13 protein-coding genes are annotated in these 14687 nt (G+C 61.3%); 4 read left to right on the top strand and 9 right to left on the bottom strand.

Annotated elements, in window-relative coordinates; genetic code table 11:
• Window positions 1–42: 42 nt before the first annotated feature.
• The 3 genes from metG to rsmI all read right to left on the bottom strand — a co-directional run bounded on the left by metG (window position 43) and on the right by rsmI (window position 4997).
• Window positions 43–1875 (bottom strand): methionine--tRNA ligase, encoded by a 1833-nt coding sequence (metG, locus tag QP970_RS06355; RefSeq protein ID WP_023028548.1) that lies wholly within the window; start codon window positions 1873–1875, stop codon window positions 43–45.
• Between the two features lie 134 nt (window positions 1876–2009).
• Window positions 2010–3866 (bottom strand): BCCT family transporter, encoded by a 1857-nt coding sequence (locus QP970_RS06350; RefSeq protein ID WP_284849635.1) that lies wholly within the window; start codon window positions 3864–3866, stop codon window positions 2010–2012.
• A 282-nt stretch (window positions 3867–4148) separates the two neighbouring features.
• Window positions 4149–4997, bottom strand: coding sequence for a 16S rRNA (cytidine(1402)-2'-O)-methyltransferase (rsmI, locus tag QP970_RS06345; protein WP_239269176.1), 849 nt, complete (start codon window positions 4995–4997; stop codon window positions 4149–4151).
• A gap of 24 nt (window positions 4998–5021) precedes the next feature.
• Between rsmI and pmt the strand changes: the two genes are divergently transcribed.
• A complete protein-coding gene (gene pmt / locus QP970_RS06340; RefSeq protein WP_239269177.1) occupies window positions 5022–6647 on the top strand; it encodes a protein O-mannosyltransferase in 1626 nt (541 codons plus the stop codon).
• 20 nt (window positions 6648–6667) lie between these two features.
• Here pmt and QP970_RS06335 read toward each other — a convergent pair whose 3' ends face one another.
• Together QP970_RS06335 and QP970_RS06330 are read right to left on the bottom strand one after the other, a co-directional pair.
• A complete protein-coding gene (locus tag QP970_RS06335) occupies window positions 6668–7369 on the bottom strand; it encodes a zf-HC2 domain-containing protein (protein WP_239269178.1) in 702 nt (233 codons plus the stop codon).
• Complete coding sequence (locus QP970_RS06330; protein ID WP_239269179.1) at window positions 7356–7769, bottom strand: DoxX family protein; 414 nt, start codon at window positions 7767–7769, stop codon at window positions 7356–7358. The genes QP970_RS06335 and QP970_RS06330 overlap by 14 nt, the downstream gene beginning before the upstream one ends.
• Window positions 7770–7940: 171 nt before the next feature.
• On the opposite strand from QP970_RS06330, the gene QP970_RS06325 reads away from it, so the two are divergent.
• On the top strand, window positions 7941–8600 hold the full coding sequence (locus tag QP970_RS06325; protein WP_239269180.1) for a DNA-3-methyladenine glycosylase I: 660 nt from the start codon (window positions 7941–7943) through the stop codon (window positions 8598–8600).
• Here the strand turns inward: QP970_RS06325 and sepX are convergent, their stop codons facing one another.
• From sepX to QP970_RS06305, 4 genes are all read right to left on the bottom strand, one after another.
• Entirely contained in the window at window positions 8601–10040 is a 1440-nt protein-coding gene (sepX, locus tag QP970_RS06320; protein ID WP_370657790.1) for a divisome protein SepX/GlpR, read from the bottom strand.
• A gap of 157 nt (window positions 10041–10197) precedes the next feature.
• Window positions 10198–10908, bottom strand: coding sequence for a GNAT family N-acetyltransferase (locus QP970_RS06315; RefSeq protein ID WP_239269182.1), 711 nt, complete (start codon window positions 10906–10908; stop codon window positions 10198–10200).
• Window positions 10908–12242 carry a molybdotransferase-like divisome protein Glp gene (gene glp / locus QP970_RS06310; protein WP_239269183.1) on the bottom strand — a complete coding sequence of 445 codons (1335 nt, stop codon included), beginning with the start codon at window positions 12240–12242 and terminating at the stop codon, window positions 10908–10910. Before glp ends, QP970_RS06315 begins: the two co-directional genes overlap by 1 nt.
• A 73-nt stretch (window positions 12243–12315) precedes the next feature.
• A complete protein-coding gene (locus tag QP970_RS06305) occupies window positions 12316–13242 on the bottom strand; it encodes a UTP--glucose-1-phosphate uridylyltransferase (RefSeq protein WP_239269184.1) in 927 nt (308 codons plus the stop codon).
• 68 nt (window positions 13243–13310) lie between these two features.
• Between QP970_RS06305 and QP970_RS06300 the strand changes: the two genes are divergently transcribed.
• The gene (locus tag QP970_RS06300; protein WP_239275449.1) at window positions 13311–13892 is read left to right on the top strand and encodes a 5-formyltetrahydrofolate cyclo-ligase; all 582 of its coding nucleotides are present in this window, start codon (window positions 13311–13313) and stop codon (window positions 13890–13892) included.
• A 39-nt stretch (window positions 13893–13931) separates the two neighbouring features.
• Entirely contained in the window at window positions 13932–14657 is a 726-nt protein-coding gene (locus tag QP970_RS06295) for an SAF domain-containing protein (RefSeq protein WP_239269186.1), read from the top strand.
• Window positions 14658–14687: the final 30 nt, after the last annotated feature.

Genomic DNA, 14687 nt, shown 5'->3' with positions numbered 1-14687 from the left:
GATTGGCCACCGCGCCTTCGTATCTACGCTGGGGTTACCGAGCTAGTTCATCACCGGCGCCCATTCCGGGCCGGTCTCGCCGAGCTCTGGATCCAGCTTGGAAATAAGCGGCTTCGGCTTTGCCAAGGTCGTACCCGGTGCCACCTGGATGCGCTCCCACTTGGCCTGCTGCTGGGTGTAGTCACCCATAATCACCGGATATTCGTGGTTTTCTGGCGGAAGGCCCGCACCCACGAGCTCAACCGGGATATCGTCCTTAACCTCGCGCACCTCAGGCTGCGCGGCCCATTCGCCGGTGCGGCCCAAGGTCTCGTGCACCTTCTGCGCGGTAAACGGCAGGAACGGGGTGAGCATGACGTTGCAGTCAGACACGACTTGCAGGGCGGTCCACAAAACGGTGGCCAGGCGCTCGCGCTGGGTTTCATCCTTGGCCAGCTTCCACGGCTCTTGGGAGGCAATATATGCATTCGCCTCGCCCACCACGTGCATGATGGAGACGATGGCCTGTTTGAACTTGGATTGCTCCAGCAGGTTACCGGCGGTGGTAAAGGTCTCCTCCGCCAGCTGCAAGATGGCCTCGTCGCGCTCCTCCAGGGCCGCCGGAACCGGAACCTCGCCGAAGTTCTTGTGCGCCATGGACACGGTGCGGTTGACCAGGTTGCCCCAGCCATTGGCCAGCTCATTATTGACGCGGCGCACGAATTCATCCCACGTAAAGTCCGCGTCGTTGTTTTCCGGGCCAGCCACGGCGATGAAGTAACGCAGCGGATCCGGGCCAAACTCCGCCAGGAAGTCCTTAACGTAGATCACCACGCCCTTGGACGAGGAGAACTTGGAGCCGGACATCGTCAAGTATTCCGAGGACACGATTTCCGTGGGCAGGTCCAGCTCGCCGTACTGGTGCAGCTCGCCGCCCTTCGAGCCCTTGCCCGCATAGCCCAACAATTCCGCCGGCCAGATCTGCGAGTGGAAGGTGATATTGTCCTTGCCCTGGAAGTAGTAGTGGCGGGTTTCTGGGTCCTGCCAGAATTCCTTCCACGCCTCCGGCTGGCCGGTGCGGTGCGCCCACTCGATGGAGGCGGACAAGTAGCCCACGACGGCATCGAACCACACGTACAGCTTCTTCGCGTTATTGTCCTGCCAGCCATCCACCGGAATGGGAATGCCCCAGTCGATATCGCGGGTCATGGTGCGCGGGCGCATATCCTCCAGCAGGTTGAGGGAGAACTTCAGCACGTTCGGGCGCCAATCTTCGCGGGTAGAAAGCCACTTTTGCAGCTCGTCCTTAAGCGATGGCAGATCCAGCAGGAAGTGCTCAGTCTCTACGAACTGCGGGGTTTCGCCGTTGATCTTGGATACCGGGTCAATGAGGTCTACCGGATCCAGCTGGTTGCCGCAGTTATCGCACTGGTCACCGCGGGCGCCATCCGCGCCGCAGATGGGGCACGTGCCCTCGATATAGCGGTCCGGCAGCGTGCGGCCGGTGGATGGAGAAATTGCCCCCTTGGTGGTCTCTTTCAGCATGTAGCCGTTCTCATTGAGCCCCTTGAACAGCTCCTGCACCACCGAGTAGTGGTTGCGGGTGGTGGTGCGGGTAAAAAGGTCGTACGACAAGCCGAGGTTGGCCAGATCGTTGACAATCTGGCGGTTATAGCGGTCCGCGAGTTCGCGGACGGATACGCCTTCCTTATCGGCCTGGACCAGCAACGGGGTGCCGTGCTCATCCGTGCCGGAGACCATGAGTACGTTGCGGCCACGCATTCGCTGGAACCGGGCGAATACGTCAGAGGGAACGCCAAAACCAGCCACGTGACCGATGTGGCGCGGGCCATTGGCGTATGGCCAGGCAACATTTACTACTAAAGACTCAGTCATGGAGTCCAGTTTATCGAAGCACCTGCACGAACACACGTTGAGGGCACATTACCTCTACCACCGAAAAGCGCCCGCCTCCCTCCCAAGTATGGGAAAGCGGCGGGCGCTGCTACCGAAGGCGGTAGATGGTCTATCTACTTGCGCTTCATCGGGTTCTTCAAACGCTCGTTGCGGCGCTTCTTGAGCACCTGCGTGCGCTGGTAGTCGCGGTGCAAGCGGCGCTCGCGGGCCATCTTGCGCTGGAACTGCTGCGCCTCGCGGTACTCGAGGTAAATGATGTCCTGGCTCAAGTCCTTGTAAATGGCGAACATCAGGCCAATGACGATGAACAAGAACGGCAGCGCCGCCACGATGGTGACATTCTGCAGGTTGGACAGTGCGTCCTCATTGACCAAGAGCAGGGTCAAACCAACGGCTGCGGTCAGGGCACCCCACAGGGCGGATAGCCACGGCTTCGCGGTTGCGGCACCATTCTGGGTCATCGAACCCATCACCGTGGAAGCGGAGTCTGCGGAGGTAATGAAGAAGGTGGACAGCAAGATGACGGCGACGACGCCGGCAATGAAGCCACCGGGCAGGTTGTGCAGGAGGTTAAACAGCTCTACTTCGGCGGATTCGCCGGTGATGGATTCGCCGTTTTGCTCCATGTGGATTGCGGTGCCACCGAAGATGGCGAACCACAGGGTGGAAACGCCCGCTGGGATGAGCAGGACGCCCAAGCAGAACTCGCGGACGGAACGGCCGCGGGAAATGCGTGCCAAGAACATGCCCACGAATGGGGACCAGGAGACCCACCATGCCCAGTAGAAGATGGTGTAGCTAGACAGCCACTCGCCGGCGGTGCCGTTTTCGGACTCGGCGGTACGGCCGATCATCTCGGTGAAGTAGTTGAAGTAATTACCGATGGATCCTGGAATCTGGTTCAGGATGGTCACGGTTGGGCCCAAGATGAAGACGAAGATAGCCAGCACCGCAGCCAAGACCATGTTGGCATTGGACACGTACTGAATGCCCTTGCCCACACCGGAGAGCGCGGACAGCAAGAAGGCCAAGGTCAGGACCAACACAATACCGATAACCACAGACTGGGTTGGGTTATCGATGATGCCGGAGGCTTCCAGGCCGGCCTGAATCTGCAGCGCGCCAAGCCCCAGGGAGCAGGCGGTGCCGAAGACAGTGGCGAAGATGGACAGGATGTCAATGAACTTGCCCAATCCGCCGTTGGCGCGGCGCTCGCCGATGAGCGGCACGAAGGCCTGGCTCAACAGCTGCTTGCGACCGATGCGGTAGGTCGAGTACGCGATGGCCAAACCAACAATGGCGTAGACAGCCCAGGGGTGCAGCGTCCAGTGGAACATGGCATAGGCCATGGACGAGCCCACGTTTTCCGTTCCTTGGCCAGGCGTACCGTCGCGGTAGTTCGCCAGCGGCTCGGAAGCACCGTAGAACATCAGGCCGATGCCCATACCGGCAGCGAACATCATGGCGATCCACGAAGGCGTGGAAAACTCCGGTTCCTCATTGATGTGGCCCAACCTAATGGAGCCGAACTTAGAGAACGCGATGAAGATAACGAAGGCCACGAAGACAGTGCCGAAGAGCACGTAGGCCCAACCGAACTTATCGACGACCCACGTCAGGGCCGCGGAAGAAAAGTCCGCGAAGTTATCCGGTGCGGCCAGGCCCCAGATAACGATGGCGGCAACGAGCACACCCGCAATCCCCATGATGGTCCAGTCAATCGGGATATTATCGCGGTCTGCGGCGATTTCGATTTCCGGATCATCATACTCTTCGGGGTGGAACCCCTCAGAGTTGAGCATGTCCTGGATCTGGCTCGTCGCCGTTTGCTCGTCCAGTGCCTCTTCTACCGTTTGATAATCCTCAATCGGCTGTTCACTCGAAGCAGCAGAAGTGGTCCCAGCCGGCGCTTCGCCGGGCCCCTTCCCCTCTTCGGGCACACCAGCGCCGTTATTTTCAGTATTAGTCATGCTCTCTAGACTGGTGGCGCGACCCCAATTTTTCAAACCGTTTTGCTATCAAAACCCCAGCTTACATACATTTTTGAGCATTTCCTTAAGACTTCCTACATGCTTATAGGCTGCATATCCCCACGTAGACAGGTTTTAGGCGCCACACGCCCGGGAAAGATAACGATTCGATAACATATATAGAAGCGTGAAACCACCAGTTAGCACGAGTAATTGTGACGTTTTATACGCTACATAGAAATGACCTGAGGACGGCTCAACAAGAGCTCAATTAGCGGGCGCTCAGCGGGCATCCAACGCGGCATCATAAAGCTCCCGATTGGACACCCCAGTCCCCTTGGCAGCCTGCTTGCACGCGTCTTTCAAGCGCATGCCGGCCCCGGCAAGCTCCAAGGCTTGCGGGACCAGGTCTGCGGCGGTCACAGCAGCGCCGGTTCCGCCTTCGATCACCACGGTAATCTCGCCCTTCACGCCCTCGCTTGCCCATTCGGCCAGCTCTGCTAGGCAACCGCGGCGCACCTCCTCGTACGTCTTGGTCAGCTCGCGGCATACCGCGGCGGGGCGATCGGCGCCGAGGACCTGGGCGGCATCGGCAAGCGTATCGGCGATGCGGTGGGGAGATTCAAAAAATACGATGGCGCGCTTTTCATTGCGCAGCGATTCCAGCCACGCCTTTCGCGGGCCGGGCTTGCGCGGCGGGAATGCATCGAAGAGGAAGTGGCCCACGCCCAAGCCAGACAAGGCAAGCGCCGTGGGCACCGCCGAAGGACCCGGAAAACACGTCACGGGGATATCGCGCTCGGCGGCCGCGGCCACCAGTGACAGACCGGGATCGGAGATGATTGGCATGCCGGCATCGGTGACCACGAGGACGGTGCCGTGCTGGGCGGCATCGATAAGCTGCTGCGCACGCGCCTGCTCATTGTGGTCGAAGTTGGACACCACAGAGCCGGAAATTTCGATGCCCAGGGCCTGCGCCAGGTTGCGCACGCGGCGGGTATCTTCGGCGGCGATGACATCCGCATGCGCCAATGCCTGCATCAGGCGCGCAGAGGCATCAGCGACATTCCCCAAGGGCGTGGCGGCGAGGATAACGCCGCGCGGAAGTGGTTCCAGACCTAAAGCTGACATGCCTCTAGCATTCCACATTCTCCTATGCGCCCGCGCGAAGGCTCGTGGCCTAAACTCTTCTTCGTGACTATTGCTACCGCTGCCCCCGCTAGCTCACCGCGCACCCCGCATAACCGCGTGATCCCGCCGGCACCGCGTACCTATACGTGGGGCAAGGCCGATTGGATTAGCACCGGCATCATCGCCGTTCTCGCGCTGATTACCCGGTTTGTGGGGCTTACCGCGCCGGTATCCCAAGGCACGCCCGTCTTCGATGAAAAGCACTATGTCCCCCAAGCCTGGGACATGGTCAAAAGCTGGGATAACTTATTCATCGGCGGCATCGAGACCAACCCAGGCTTTGGGCTCGTGGTTCACCCGCCGCTGGGCAAACAGATCATTGCCATTTCAGAATGGGTCTTTGGTTATACCCCGCTGGGCTGGCGCTTGATGACGGCTCTCTTCGGCGTCGCCACCGTCCTGATGACCATGGCTCTGGCTCGCCGGCTGTCCTTTTCCTGGCAGGTGGCCACCTTTGCCGGCATTTTGGCCGTCTGCGATGGCGTCCTCTTGGTCTCCGCGAAGTTTGGCATGCTGGATATCTTCCAGGTCTTTTTCATCGTCGCCGCAGCCTGGGCACTGGCCCGCGATCATCAACAAATGCGCGAGCGTCTGCACAACGCCCTGCTGAGCGACGGGATGGGCACCTCCCCCTTCGGGCCGCGTTTTGGCTTCCGGTGGTGGCGCTTTACCGCCGGCGTCTTCTTAGGACTGTCGCTCGCCGTGAAGTGGTCCGGGCTGTACTACATCATGTTCTTCGGCCTGCTCTGTGTCTTTAGTGACCTCGCATTGCGCCGCAAGTACGGCGTTCGCCGCTATATTGTGGGCACGCTCATTCGCGATACTCCCGCGGCACTAGCCTCCCTAGTTGCCGTCCCAGTAATGATTTATGTGTGGAGCTGGCGCGCATGGTTCGCCTCAGAAACCGCGGTCTACCGGCACGCCAAGGTGGATGGGACCATCGGGGAAGACTCCTGGCTCATGCACTTACCAGAATCTGTGGCCGGCTGGTTTTATTACCACTTATCCGTATTGGATTTTCACGCCAGCTTGACCTCTTCCGGTGGCCACCACCACCCGTGGGATTCCAAGCCGTGGGCATGGCTGGCCGGGGCCCGGCCCATTCTGTACTACTCCAGCACGGACCTGGAATGCAGCGGCGGTGGCGAATGCCGCAAGATGCTCTACCTCTTTGGCACCCCGGCGATCTGGTGGCTGGTGGTCCCCGCGGTACTTTGGGGGATGTGGTCGCTTATCATCCGCCGCAACCGCGCCTTCCTCATTCCCCTCGTGGGCTTCGCGGCCGGATTCCTGCCGTGGCTCGCGGCCTTTGACCGGCAGATGTACTTCTTTTATGCCACCGCGTTTATCCCCTTTGTCATCGTGCTGCTTGCCCTCATACTGGGCCAAATGGTCGGGCGCGGTAAGCCCATCAAGTGGCAGTGGATAACGCGCATCGCTGGCGGGCCGATGCGGCGGGGAACATTTGCCGCCGCCTGCTACCTCGCGCTGGTGGTCGCGATGTTCTTCTACTTCGCGCCCATCTTGTACGGCTTCATCATCCCGGAATCGTGGTACCAATCCATGATGTGGTTGCCCAGCTGGAAATAGCTCGCAGAACCTCGTTCGCCTTAGTGCGGCTGCGCGTTCAGGGATTTCCACCACGCGCGCACCAGGTAGCCCTTCTCGGCCGCCCACGCCCAGCCCAGGCTCATGGTCGATAGCGCGGTAGCGATGAGCAAATAGACCTGCTCCATGGTGACGGTACCCAGCGCAATATCGCGCACGCCAAAGCCAAAAAGAAACGCAAACATCGTGGCGGATACCGGGAACAGCCCGGTCACAGAGGCTGGGCGCCACGCGCTCCACAGCAGTCCGCACGCCATGCCAAAGCGCACGGCCGCGCCCTCCATCAGCAGGTTGGCGCGCTCCGGGTCGGCTGCCGGATCCAGCACCGAGCCCTCTGCGCCCATGGGCACTAGGCCGGAGGCGCGTACCACCTGCACGATGGCCCACACCGCAAAGACAAGCCCCATGGCCACCAAGGCGATGCGCGCCACCGTGAGGTTGGCCTGCCTGGCGCTCGAGGCCCGCTTCCACTCCGGTTCTACACCTGCGAGGATCACCTCTGACAGATCGGTCGGTGGCGCCATGCCGGAGTCCGCCGGTTCCACGAAGCTTAAGGAGCGCGATAGCGCCGCTGCCTTATCGCGAAAGGCCCGGCACTCCGCGCAGTGTTCTAGGTGGGCGTCGATGACATCGGCGGAAAGCTCCGCGTCTTCCCCATCCAGTTGGGCGGAAATCGCCGCTTGTACTTGGCTATGCGTCAACATTGCTTAACGCCCTATCCAAGCTCGCCCGGCCAGAACCAAAAATGACGATCATCAGCAGGGACATGCACAGCACCAAGGGGTACTCGATGCCGCCGTCGCCAGCAAAAAGGCCATTGCCCCAGTGCACGAAGTACAGCGCGCCCACCATATCCACGGCCAGCGCCGCCGCGGCAAAAGTGGTCAACAAACCGATGACGAGGAAGGCGCCACCTACCATTTCCCCGATTGCGGCGGCATAACCGGCAATCTGTGGCTGCGGGATGCCGAGGGCGGAAAACTGCCCTACCGTCTCATCCATTCCGTCCATGAACATCTTGTCCACGCCGTGCGCGATAAAAATGAGTCCGAGAACCAACCGAAAAAGCAGCAATGCGGCATCGCGAACGGCAGGTCTATTCATGGTCAATAGACTACATCGAATGCCTACCCCAACGCGAAGACGCCACCGCTCCACCCGCTGAGCTCGCAATTTCACCATCTAGCGAGGTACGCGCTGCGCCTCATCCGCAATCGCTGCTTCAATGGGAAAGACAAGGAAAATAGGCACTACATACCAACAGGAGAACCTCCCATGGACACTGAAACCACTACCGAAGAACGCACCCCGCTGGCCTATGACGCGCACGGGGTAGCCCGCACGCCGTGGGCCGTGACGTCGTCGCTGCTAACGGATTATTACGACACCGAATGGGGCCTTCCCATTAGGGACGAGGACGGGCTATTTGAGCGCTTGAGCTTGGAGTCCTTCCAGTCTGGGCTGTCCTGGGCCGTGGTATTAAAAAAGCGCCCCGCCTTCCGCGAGGCCTTTTGCCACTTTGATCCGGACAAGGTTGCGGAATTCGGCGAGGCCGAGGTGGAGCACTTGCTTGCCGATGCCTCCATTATCCGCAACGAGACCAAGATCCGCGCCACCATCAATAACGCGAAGGCCACCATTAAACTGCGCGAAAACGGCGGCCTAGCGGATTTCATTTGGAGCTTTCAGCCTGCAGAAAATACCTACCCCGAGGTTATGGAGGATATCCCGAAGAAGAGCCCCGAGTCGCAGGCCATGTCGCGTGAATTGAAGAAGGCCGGTTTTAAGTTCGTAGGGCCGGTGACCTGCTTTGCCCTCATGGAGGCCATCGGCATGGTCGATACCCACCTCTTGGGCTCCCACCGCCGGGCTACCTCCGGCGTATGGCCGGAAGAAACCGAAAAACTCCCCGGAAGCGAGGGAGAAGCTGTCTAATTAACCCGCGCGGCGAGCGGCCAGGTCATCGCGGCGCCCTACCCCATCGGGCCCGGCGTGCGGGCCATCAAAGTCACCGTCTTCATCATCGCTGTAGCTTAAGGGAAGGTGCTCAAAGTCGGGGCTTTCATCGTCGATTTCGACGACGACCGCACCCGGCCGGCGCAGGTTGCGGGGGATCTTTAGCGCCTCATCATCGGTATTGTGAACGCCCAACCGCGCCCGGCGCAGGTGCTTTACCCGGCGGCGCAACAGTGCTTGTTCTTGGCGGACTTGCGCGCGCAGCGCCACCAAATAGGTGCCGGTCAGGACACCGACGATGCCTGCCAGCCACCAGGTCCATCCACCGGCCACAATCCCCAAGGCCACGGTGAGGACCACGGCGATGGCTAGGCCAATGAGCGTGCGCTGGCGGCGCTGGTAGCGCGTAGCGGACTTCTCCTTATCCGCCACTGGGTCCCATCCACCGCGGCCAAGGCGGCGCTGAGCAAAAGCTACCTCGTCCTCAGAAAGGTCTGTATTCAGCGCCGCGTCCTCGGAGCCCTGGGCACCGTACTCATCGGCTCCGGCCGATTCCTCGGCTGCACCGTCGTTGTCTGCCTCTTCCGAATCGGTCTCTGCGGTGTCCGTTTCTTCGGCATCGATAACTGGGGCGGGATCGACCGCACCTGGGTACATCAGGTCTACCGGGGAAGTATAGGTCTCGTCGTAGTCGTACGCGTCCTCGGCAATGTCTTCGGTCGCCGGCGCGGTGAAGGACTCGGTGGAATCGGCAGCCACATTCCTGCGGCGGCGCTTGCGCTTTGCACCACCTTCTTCGCCAACGCGCTCATCATCTTCGAGCAAGACATCATCGGCATCGTCTGCGTCCGCATCCGCATCATCGGAAGCGGTGGCCGTGCGCGCGCCATCGGCGTCAGCGGTGGAACCATTTGATTCAGCGGCAGCGGCCGGAGCCGCGGATTCCTCAATGACTTCACCCTCGATGGTCTCTGCCTGCCCCTCTGCCTGGGTGACCTGCTCGTCGCGCGCGTCAGCCTCGTCCTCGTCGGCGGAGCGGTATGCACGGCCACCTACGCCAAAGGGTTGCGCTCGGGCGCGGCGGGCCGCGCCAGCAATGGTCCGCGACTGCGCTCGGGAAGCGCGGTCCTCTGCTTCGTCATCGATCAGCACGTCATCGACGTCTGCCTCGCTGTCCGGGTCCTCAGCGGCAGCGGATACAACCTCGTAGTCGTGGTCTTCATCCGAGCCGCTGCGGTGGACATCATCGGCCCGCAAGCGCGGGCGGCGGCGGCCGGCGACATTGCCGGAATCGCCGGAAAAGAGCACGCGGGTATCCTCAAAGGCCTCGCCGGTATGGCTCATCGGGCGATTGCTCCTGCCCAATAGCCACGGCGCGAGCACGAAGAGCCACACCACGATGATTGCAATAACTGGCACAGCTGTGGACACGACTTAAGGACCTTCCCTTGGGGTGCAGATGATTACTCCACTCTAATCACCAAAACCGCACTTTAGGGGCCACAGAAGCTGTAAATTACAATGTTGTTACTTATGTGAAAATTGAGAAAGCATTACTTGGATTTAGGGATGATTTTCACACCAAACGCCTAGCTTGGTGCAGCCGCTCAACCGCCGTGGATGAGAAGTCTTCCTTGACTAAGGCCACGAAATGGTGATCCCGCCAGGCGCCATCTATATGCAGGTTGCGGCGCAAATACCCCTCGGAGCGAAAGCCGTTGGCACCTAGCACGCGCCCGGAGGCGGGGTTTTGTTCCAGGTAAGTGGCGGTCACTCGGTGCAGGCCTACCCGCCCAAAGGCGTGATCCACGCCCAGGGCGGTGGCCGCGGTGGCAACGCCAGCGCCCTGCACAGCGGAATAAACCCAATAGCCGATCCAACAATCTCGAATACTGCCGTGTTGAATATTGCCGAGCGTTACCTGGCCGGCAAACTTTCCCTCGAGCTCGATAGCCAGGGGGATCACCTGCGCATCGCGCGCGGAGTTGCGCAGAAAAATGAGGTAATTCCACCAGGCCTGCGAGCTGTGGGCCTCTGCCCAAGTGGTCGCTTGGGTCGGCTCCACCGGCCGGAGCAAAGCTTCGTCCTCAATGCGCTGGCGCCGCCACTCGGGACCATCCGAGCGCAGCAAGGGGCGCAGCCGCAACCGCCCACCAGACGGCAGCGCCCCCGAGGGAGGAAGCTGCACCGTCGGCGTCGCCTCCGGCCAACCGGGGTGCAGATCATCGGTCGGCCCGGTGACTGGATGGCGCAGCTTGGCTGCGGCGGTACCGAAGGGGTCAAGCATTAGCTGCGCTGGGTGAGGAATAAGACGTCAACAACATCGCCCGGGCGGATCTCGGTGACTTCCTCTGGCACTCGAATCATTGCATTGGCCTCAGAGAGTCCTGCCAGAAGGTGGGCTGGCGCGCCGGTCGCACCTCCAAGACCCTCGACCAGGTAATCGGCGGTTTCGGCATCGCGCATCAAGCGGGCACGGATGAAACCACGGCGCCCTGGGCGGGAATCAATGTGGTTCAGTGCGCGGGCCCGGACCACCCGGCGGTGGGCATTGCGCTTGCCCAGGGCCAGGCGAATCAAGGGGCGAATGTAAATTTCGAAAATAACCAGCGACGATACCGGGTTCGAGGGAAGGAGGAACGTAGGGATGCGCTCATCTCCTACCAGCCCAAAGCCTTGCACGGATCCTGGGTGCATGGCCACGCGGGAAGTATCGATATCGCCGATTTCTGCCAGGATCTCCCGGATCTGTTCGGCACCGGCACCACCAACGGCACCGGTGATGACGAGCGCCTCGCTGCGCGTGATGTGGGTTTCTAGCACTTCCCGGATGCGGCGGGGTTCGCCTTCGGCAATGCCCACGCGGACCACGTCCGCCCCCGCTTCTTTTGCGGCGGCGGCCAAGGAGTAGGAGTTCACGTCAAAGACTTGGCCCAGGCCCGGTTCCTTGTCCACATCGACGAGCTCGCGACCGAAGGACACGATGGTCACGCGGGGCTGCGGATAAACCAGCACCTTGGAGCGCCCCACGGCGGCCAGCAGGCCAATCTGCGCCGGGCCAAGGACGGTGCCAGAGGATACGGCGACATCGCCGGGCTGGATATCGTCGCCCACGCGGCGGACGAAATCGCCCGAGCGCACCGTCCGGTGCGCCGTGATGCGCTTGCGGCCGCGGTCGGTCCACTCGAGGGGCAGGACGGCATCGGCAAGCGTGGGCAAGGGCGCGCCCGTATAGACCCGCACGGCCTGCTTGGGCTGCAGGCGCAGCGGCTGCTTCGAACCGGCCGGAACCTCACCGACGACGGGCAAGGAACGCTCGACCTCGGGTTGGGCGGGCTGCGCGGCGGCGTCCTCGGCCTGCTCGGCAGACCCCTCCCCTTCGCTGCTTTCCTGGTCCTGATTCTTCGGGCGGCGCACCTTCAGCCCTCGCTCGCCGCCGATATCAACCGCGCGAACTGCGTACCCATCGATGGCTGCCTGGGGAAAGCCCGGTAGAGGCTGATAGGCCTGCACCTGCTCGGCGCACATTAACCCCAGCGCATTAGAAATGCTCATCCGCACCGGCTCCGGGGTCGTCGCCGCATCAGTAACCAGCGCCAACTGGTCATCAACTGAACGCATACGGTCTCTGCCCGCCCTTTCTTCTTGCCCTTTTACCTTGCTGCCCTCAACGCACGTGCGCACGGCAAGATAGTTAGTTCAGGCCTTGCTCCGCCTCGAAATCGGACATAATTTGTTTAATAGCTTTATACAGCGCTGGGCCGTATTTTTCATCGCGCAGACCAAAGTCCACGTTGGCCGGGATATAGCCACCGGGGTTACCCAAATCGTGGCGCTTGCCCTCGTGGACCACCACGTGGACGGGCTCGCCTTCCTCAATGAGCAGCTCGATGGCATCGGTCAGCTGCAATTCGCCACCCTTGCCCGGTTCGATCCGGCGCAGCGCATCAAAGATCTTCCGGTCCAACAGGTAGCGCCCGGTAGCCACCAGGTTGGACGGCGCGTCCTCCGGGTCCGGCTTTTCTACCATGCCGATAACCTTTTTCACGCCCGGCACGTCAGTATCTTCTACGTCGAATACGCCGTAGTTAAACGTCTGCTCCTGCGGCACCGCAAAGGCACACAGCACGCTACCGCCGAGCTCGGCGCGAACGCGCGCCATATCCGCCATGACGGTGGCCGGCAACACGATGTCATCCGGCAGCATGACGGCAAAGGAGTCCTCGTCATCTGCCAAGACTTCTTCCGCCAGCCCCACGGCGTGGCCCAAGCCCAAGGGCTTTTCTTGCTCCACCGCGATGGGCTCAATGAGCTGGTGGGCGCGGTTGACCTTAGCTACCTGCTCATCCTTGCCGCGGGAATCTAGGGTTTCTACCAGATCCGGAAATTCCGCAAAATGGCGCATTACTTCTTGTTTTTCGGGTGCGGTAATGACCGCAAGCCTGCGCGCGCCCACAGAGGCTGCCTCCTCAGCAATCAATTCGATGCCGGGAGTATCCACAACGGGCAGCAATTCTTTGGGGACGGTTTTCGTGGCGGGCAGAAAGCGGGTGCCCATGCCAGCCGCTGGAACTACAACCGTGGTGATTCCGGTGGCGGAATCTTCGCGTTCATTAGCCATGAATCTTAGGGTACAACGGCGCACTATTTTCCTGTGTAGCGCTACGCCACGGACGCTATTATTTATTTATGCCTTCTTCCAGCGATATCAAAGAGCAACTGCGCACCCGCCTGCTTCGCGCGCGCCGCGGCCTCACCGCCGAGAAGCGCACGGAATGGTCCGCTGCCCTGCGCGAGCAGCTAGAACCTGAGCTTGCCGGCATTTCGAGCGTTGCCGCCTATTGGCCGTTGGGCACGGAGCCTGGCGGGGCGGACTTCATCCCCTGGCTTTCCCGCCGCGTCGACCGCGTATTATTGCCTATCACCTGCGACAACGGCGTTTTAAACTGGGCAGAATACAAGGGCGCGCACAGCATGCAGCCTGGCCAGCTGGGCATTTCCGAACCCGCCGGCCCGCGCTTTGATAGCCGCGTGCTGTGCGGTTGCGATCTGATTTTGGCTCCCGCCATGGCCATCGATGCCGCCGGAAACCGCTTGGGTAAGGGCGGCGGATACTACGACCGCGCGCTTTCCCTGGTGCCGCGCAACCACCCCGCGGTACTCGCCATGGTCTATCCCACTGAATTCCTCGACTCCATTCCAGCCGCGGCCCACGATCGCCGCGTTGAGGCCGTGGTTACCGCCGCAGGAATCCACCGCTTTCCTTCTTAAATGGGGAACCACACAGGCGGTAGCGCAGTCTAATTGTGCATGGCTTATTCCCCGTCCCCGCGAATCTCACAGTTCTTCCGCACCCTGCGCACCCCTGGCCACCGCCGCGGCGTGCTCGTGCGCCGCGCCATCGCGTTGGCACTGCTAATCGCCGCGCTGGCCTCCGCAGTCTCTCGCGCGAAGGAACTGCCGCAGGTACTGGTCTTTAGCCGCGATTTACCCGCCGGCGCGGAGCTTTCCGCCGCCGATGTCTCGCTCGAGCGCCTGCCTTCTTCCTCCATTCCTAGCAGCGCGCTTGCCGATGCCCCCTCCGATCTCGCCGGCCGCATCATCACCGCCGCCGCGGGCAAGGGCGAGGTCGTCACCAGCCAGCGGCTCCTCGGCCAAGAATTGGTGTCTAGCCTCGTCGCGAACTCGGGATCTGCCGATTCTAAGGGAGGCGGCTCCGGCCGCATGATCCCAGTCAAACTTGCCGATCCAGACATCATCCCCCACCTGCACCACGGCGATACCGTCGATATCGTCACGGCAAGCGATGCCACCAATTCAGAACCCGTTACCGCCCGCGTCATTGCCTCCGGCGCCCGGGTCGTATCCACCACTACCGCAGAGGGCGAGATTTCTTCTGCCACCGTCTTGCTCGCACTGCCTAATGAACACGCCAATGACGTGGCCGCCGCCTCTTTAAACCAACCGCTGACCGTGGTTATCGTCGGCGATCGCGCTCAACCCCATGCCGTTAATGAGGCAGATTCTGCTACTTAACGACCGCCTGAACCTTTTGCGTACTGGTGG

This window comes from Corynebacterium sp. MSK073 (assembly GCF_030232085.1).
Classification (GTDB): Bacteria; Actinomycetota; Actinomycetes; order Mycobacteriales; family Mycobacteriaceae; genus Corynebacterium.
Note: the sequence above shows the minus strand (reverse complement) of the source record. Positions and strands in the feature narration are given on the sequence as shown.

Excerpts from the sequence above, each read along its gene's own strand:
- metG (WP_023028548.1), bottom strand. The coding sequence starts at position 1,875 with ATGACTGAGTCTTTAGTAGTAAATGTTGCCTGGCCATACGCCAATGGC.
- QP970_RS06350 (WP_284849635.1), bottom strand. The coding sequence starts at position 3,866 with ATGACTAATACTGAAAATAACGGCGCTGGTGTGCCCGAAGAGGGGAAG.
- rsmI (WP_239269176.1), bottom strand. The coding sequence starts at position 4,997 with ATGTCAGCTTTAGGTCTGGAACCACTTCCGCGCGGCGTTATCCTCGCC.
- pmt (WP_239269177.1), top strand. The coding sequence starts at position 5,022 with ATGCGCCCGCGCGAAGGCTCGTGGCCTAAACTCTTCTTCGTGACTATT.
- QP970_RS06335 (WP_239269178.1), bottom strand. The coding sequence starts at position 7,369 with ATGTTGACGCATAGCCAAGTACAAGCGGCGATTTCCGCCCAACTGGAT.
- QP970_RS06330 (WP_239269179.1), bottom strand. The coding sequence starts at position 7,769 with ATGAATAGACCTGCCGTTCGCGATGCCGCATTGCTGCTTTTTCGGTTG.
- QP970_RS06325 (WP_239269180.1), top strand. The coding sequence starts at position 7,941 with ATGGACACTGAAACCACTACCGAAGAACGCACCCCGCTGGCCTATGAC.
- QP970_RS06315 (WP_239269182.1), bottom strand. The coding sequence starts at position 10,908 with ATGCTTGACCCCTTCGGTACCGCCGCAGCCAAGCTGCGCCATCCAGTC.
- glp (WP_239269183.1), bottom strand. The coding sequence starts at position 12,242 with ATGCGTTCAGTTGATGACCAGTTGGCGCTGGTTACTGATGCGGCGACG.
- QP970_RS06305 (WP_239269184.1), bottom strand. The coding sequence starts at position 13,242 with ATGGCTAATGAACGCGAAGATTCCGCCACCGGAATCACCACGGTTGTA.
- QP970_RS06300 (WP_239275449.1), top strand. The coding sequence starts at position 13,311 with ATGCCTTCTTCCAGCGATATCAAAGAGCAACTGCGCACCCGCCTGCTT.
- QP970_RS06295 (WP_239269186.1), top strand. The coding sequence starts at position 13,932 with ATGGCTTATTCCCCGTCCCCGCGAATCTCACAGTTCTTCCGCACCCTG.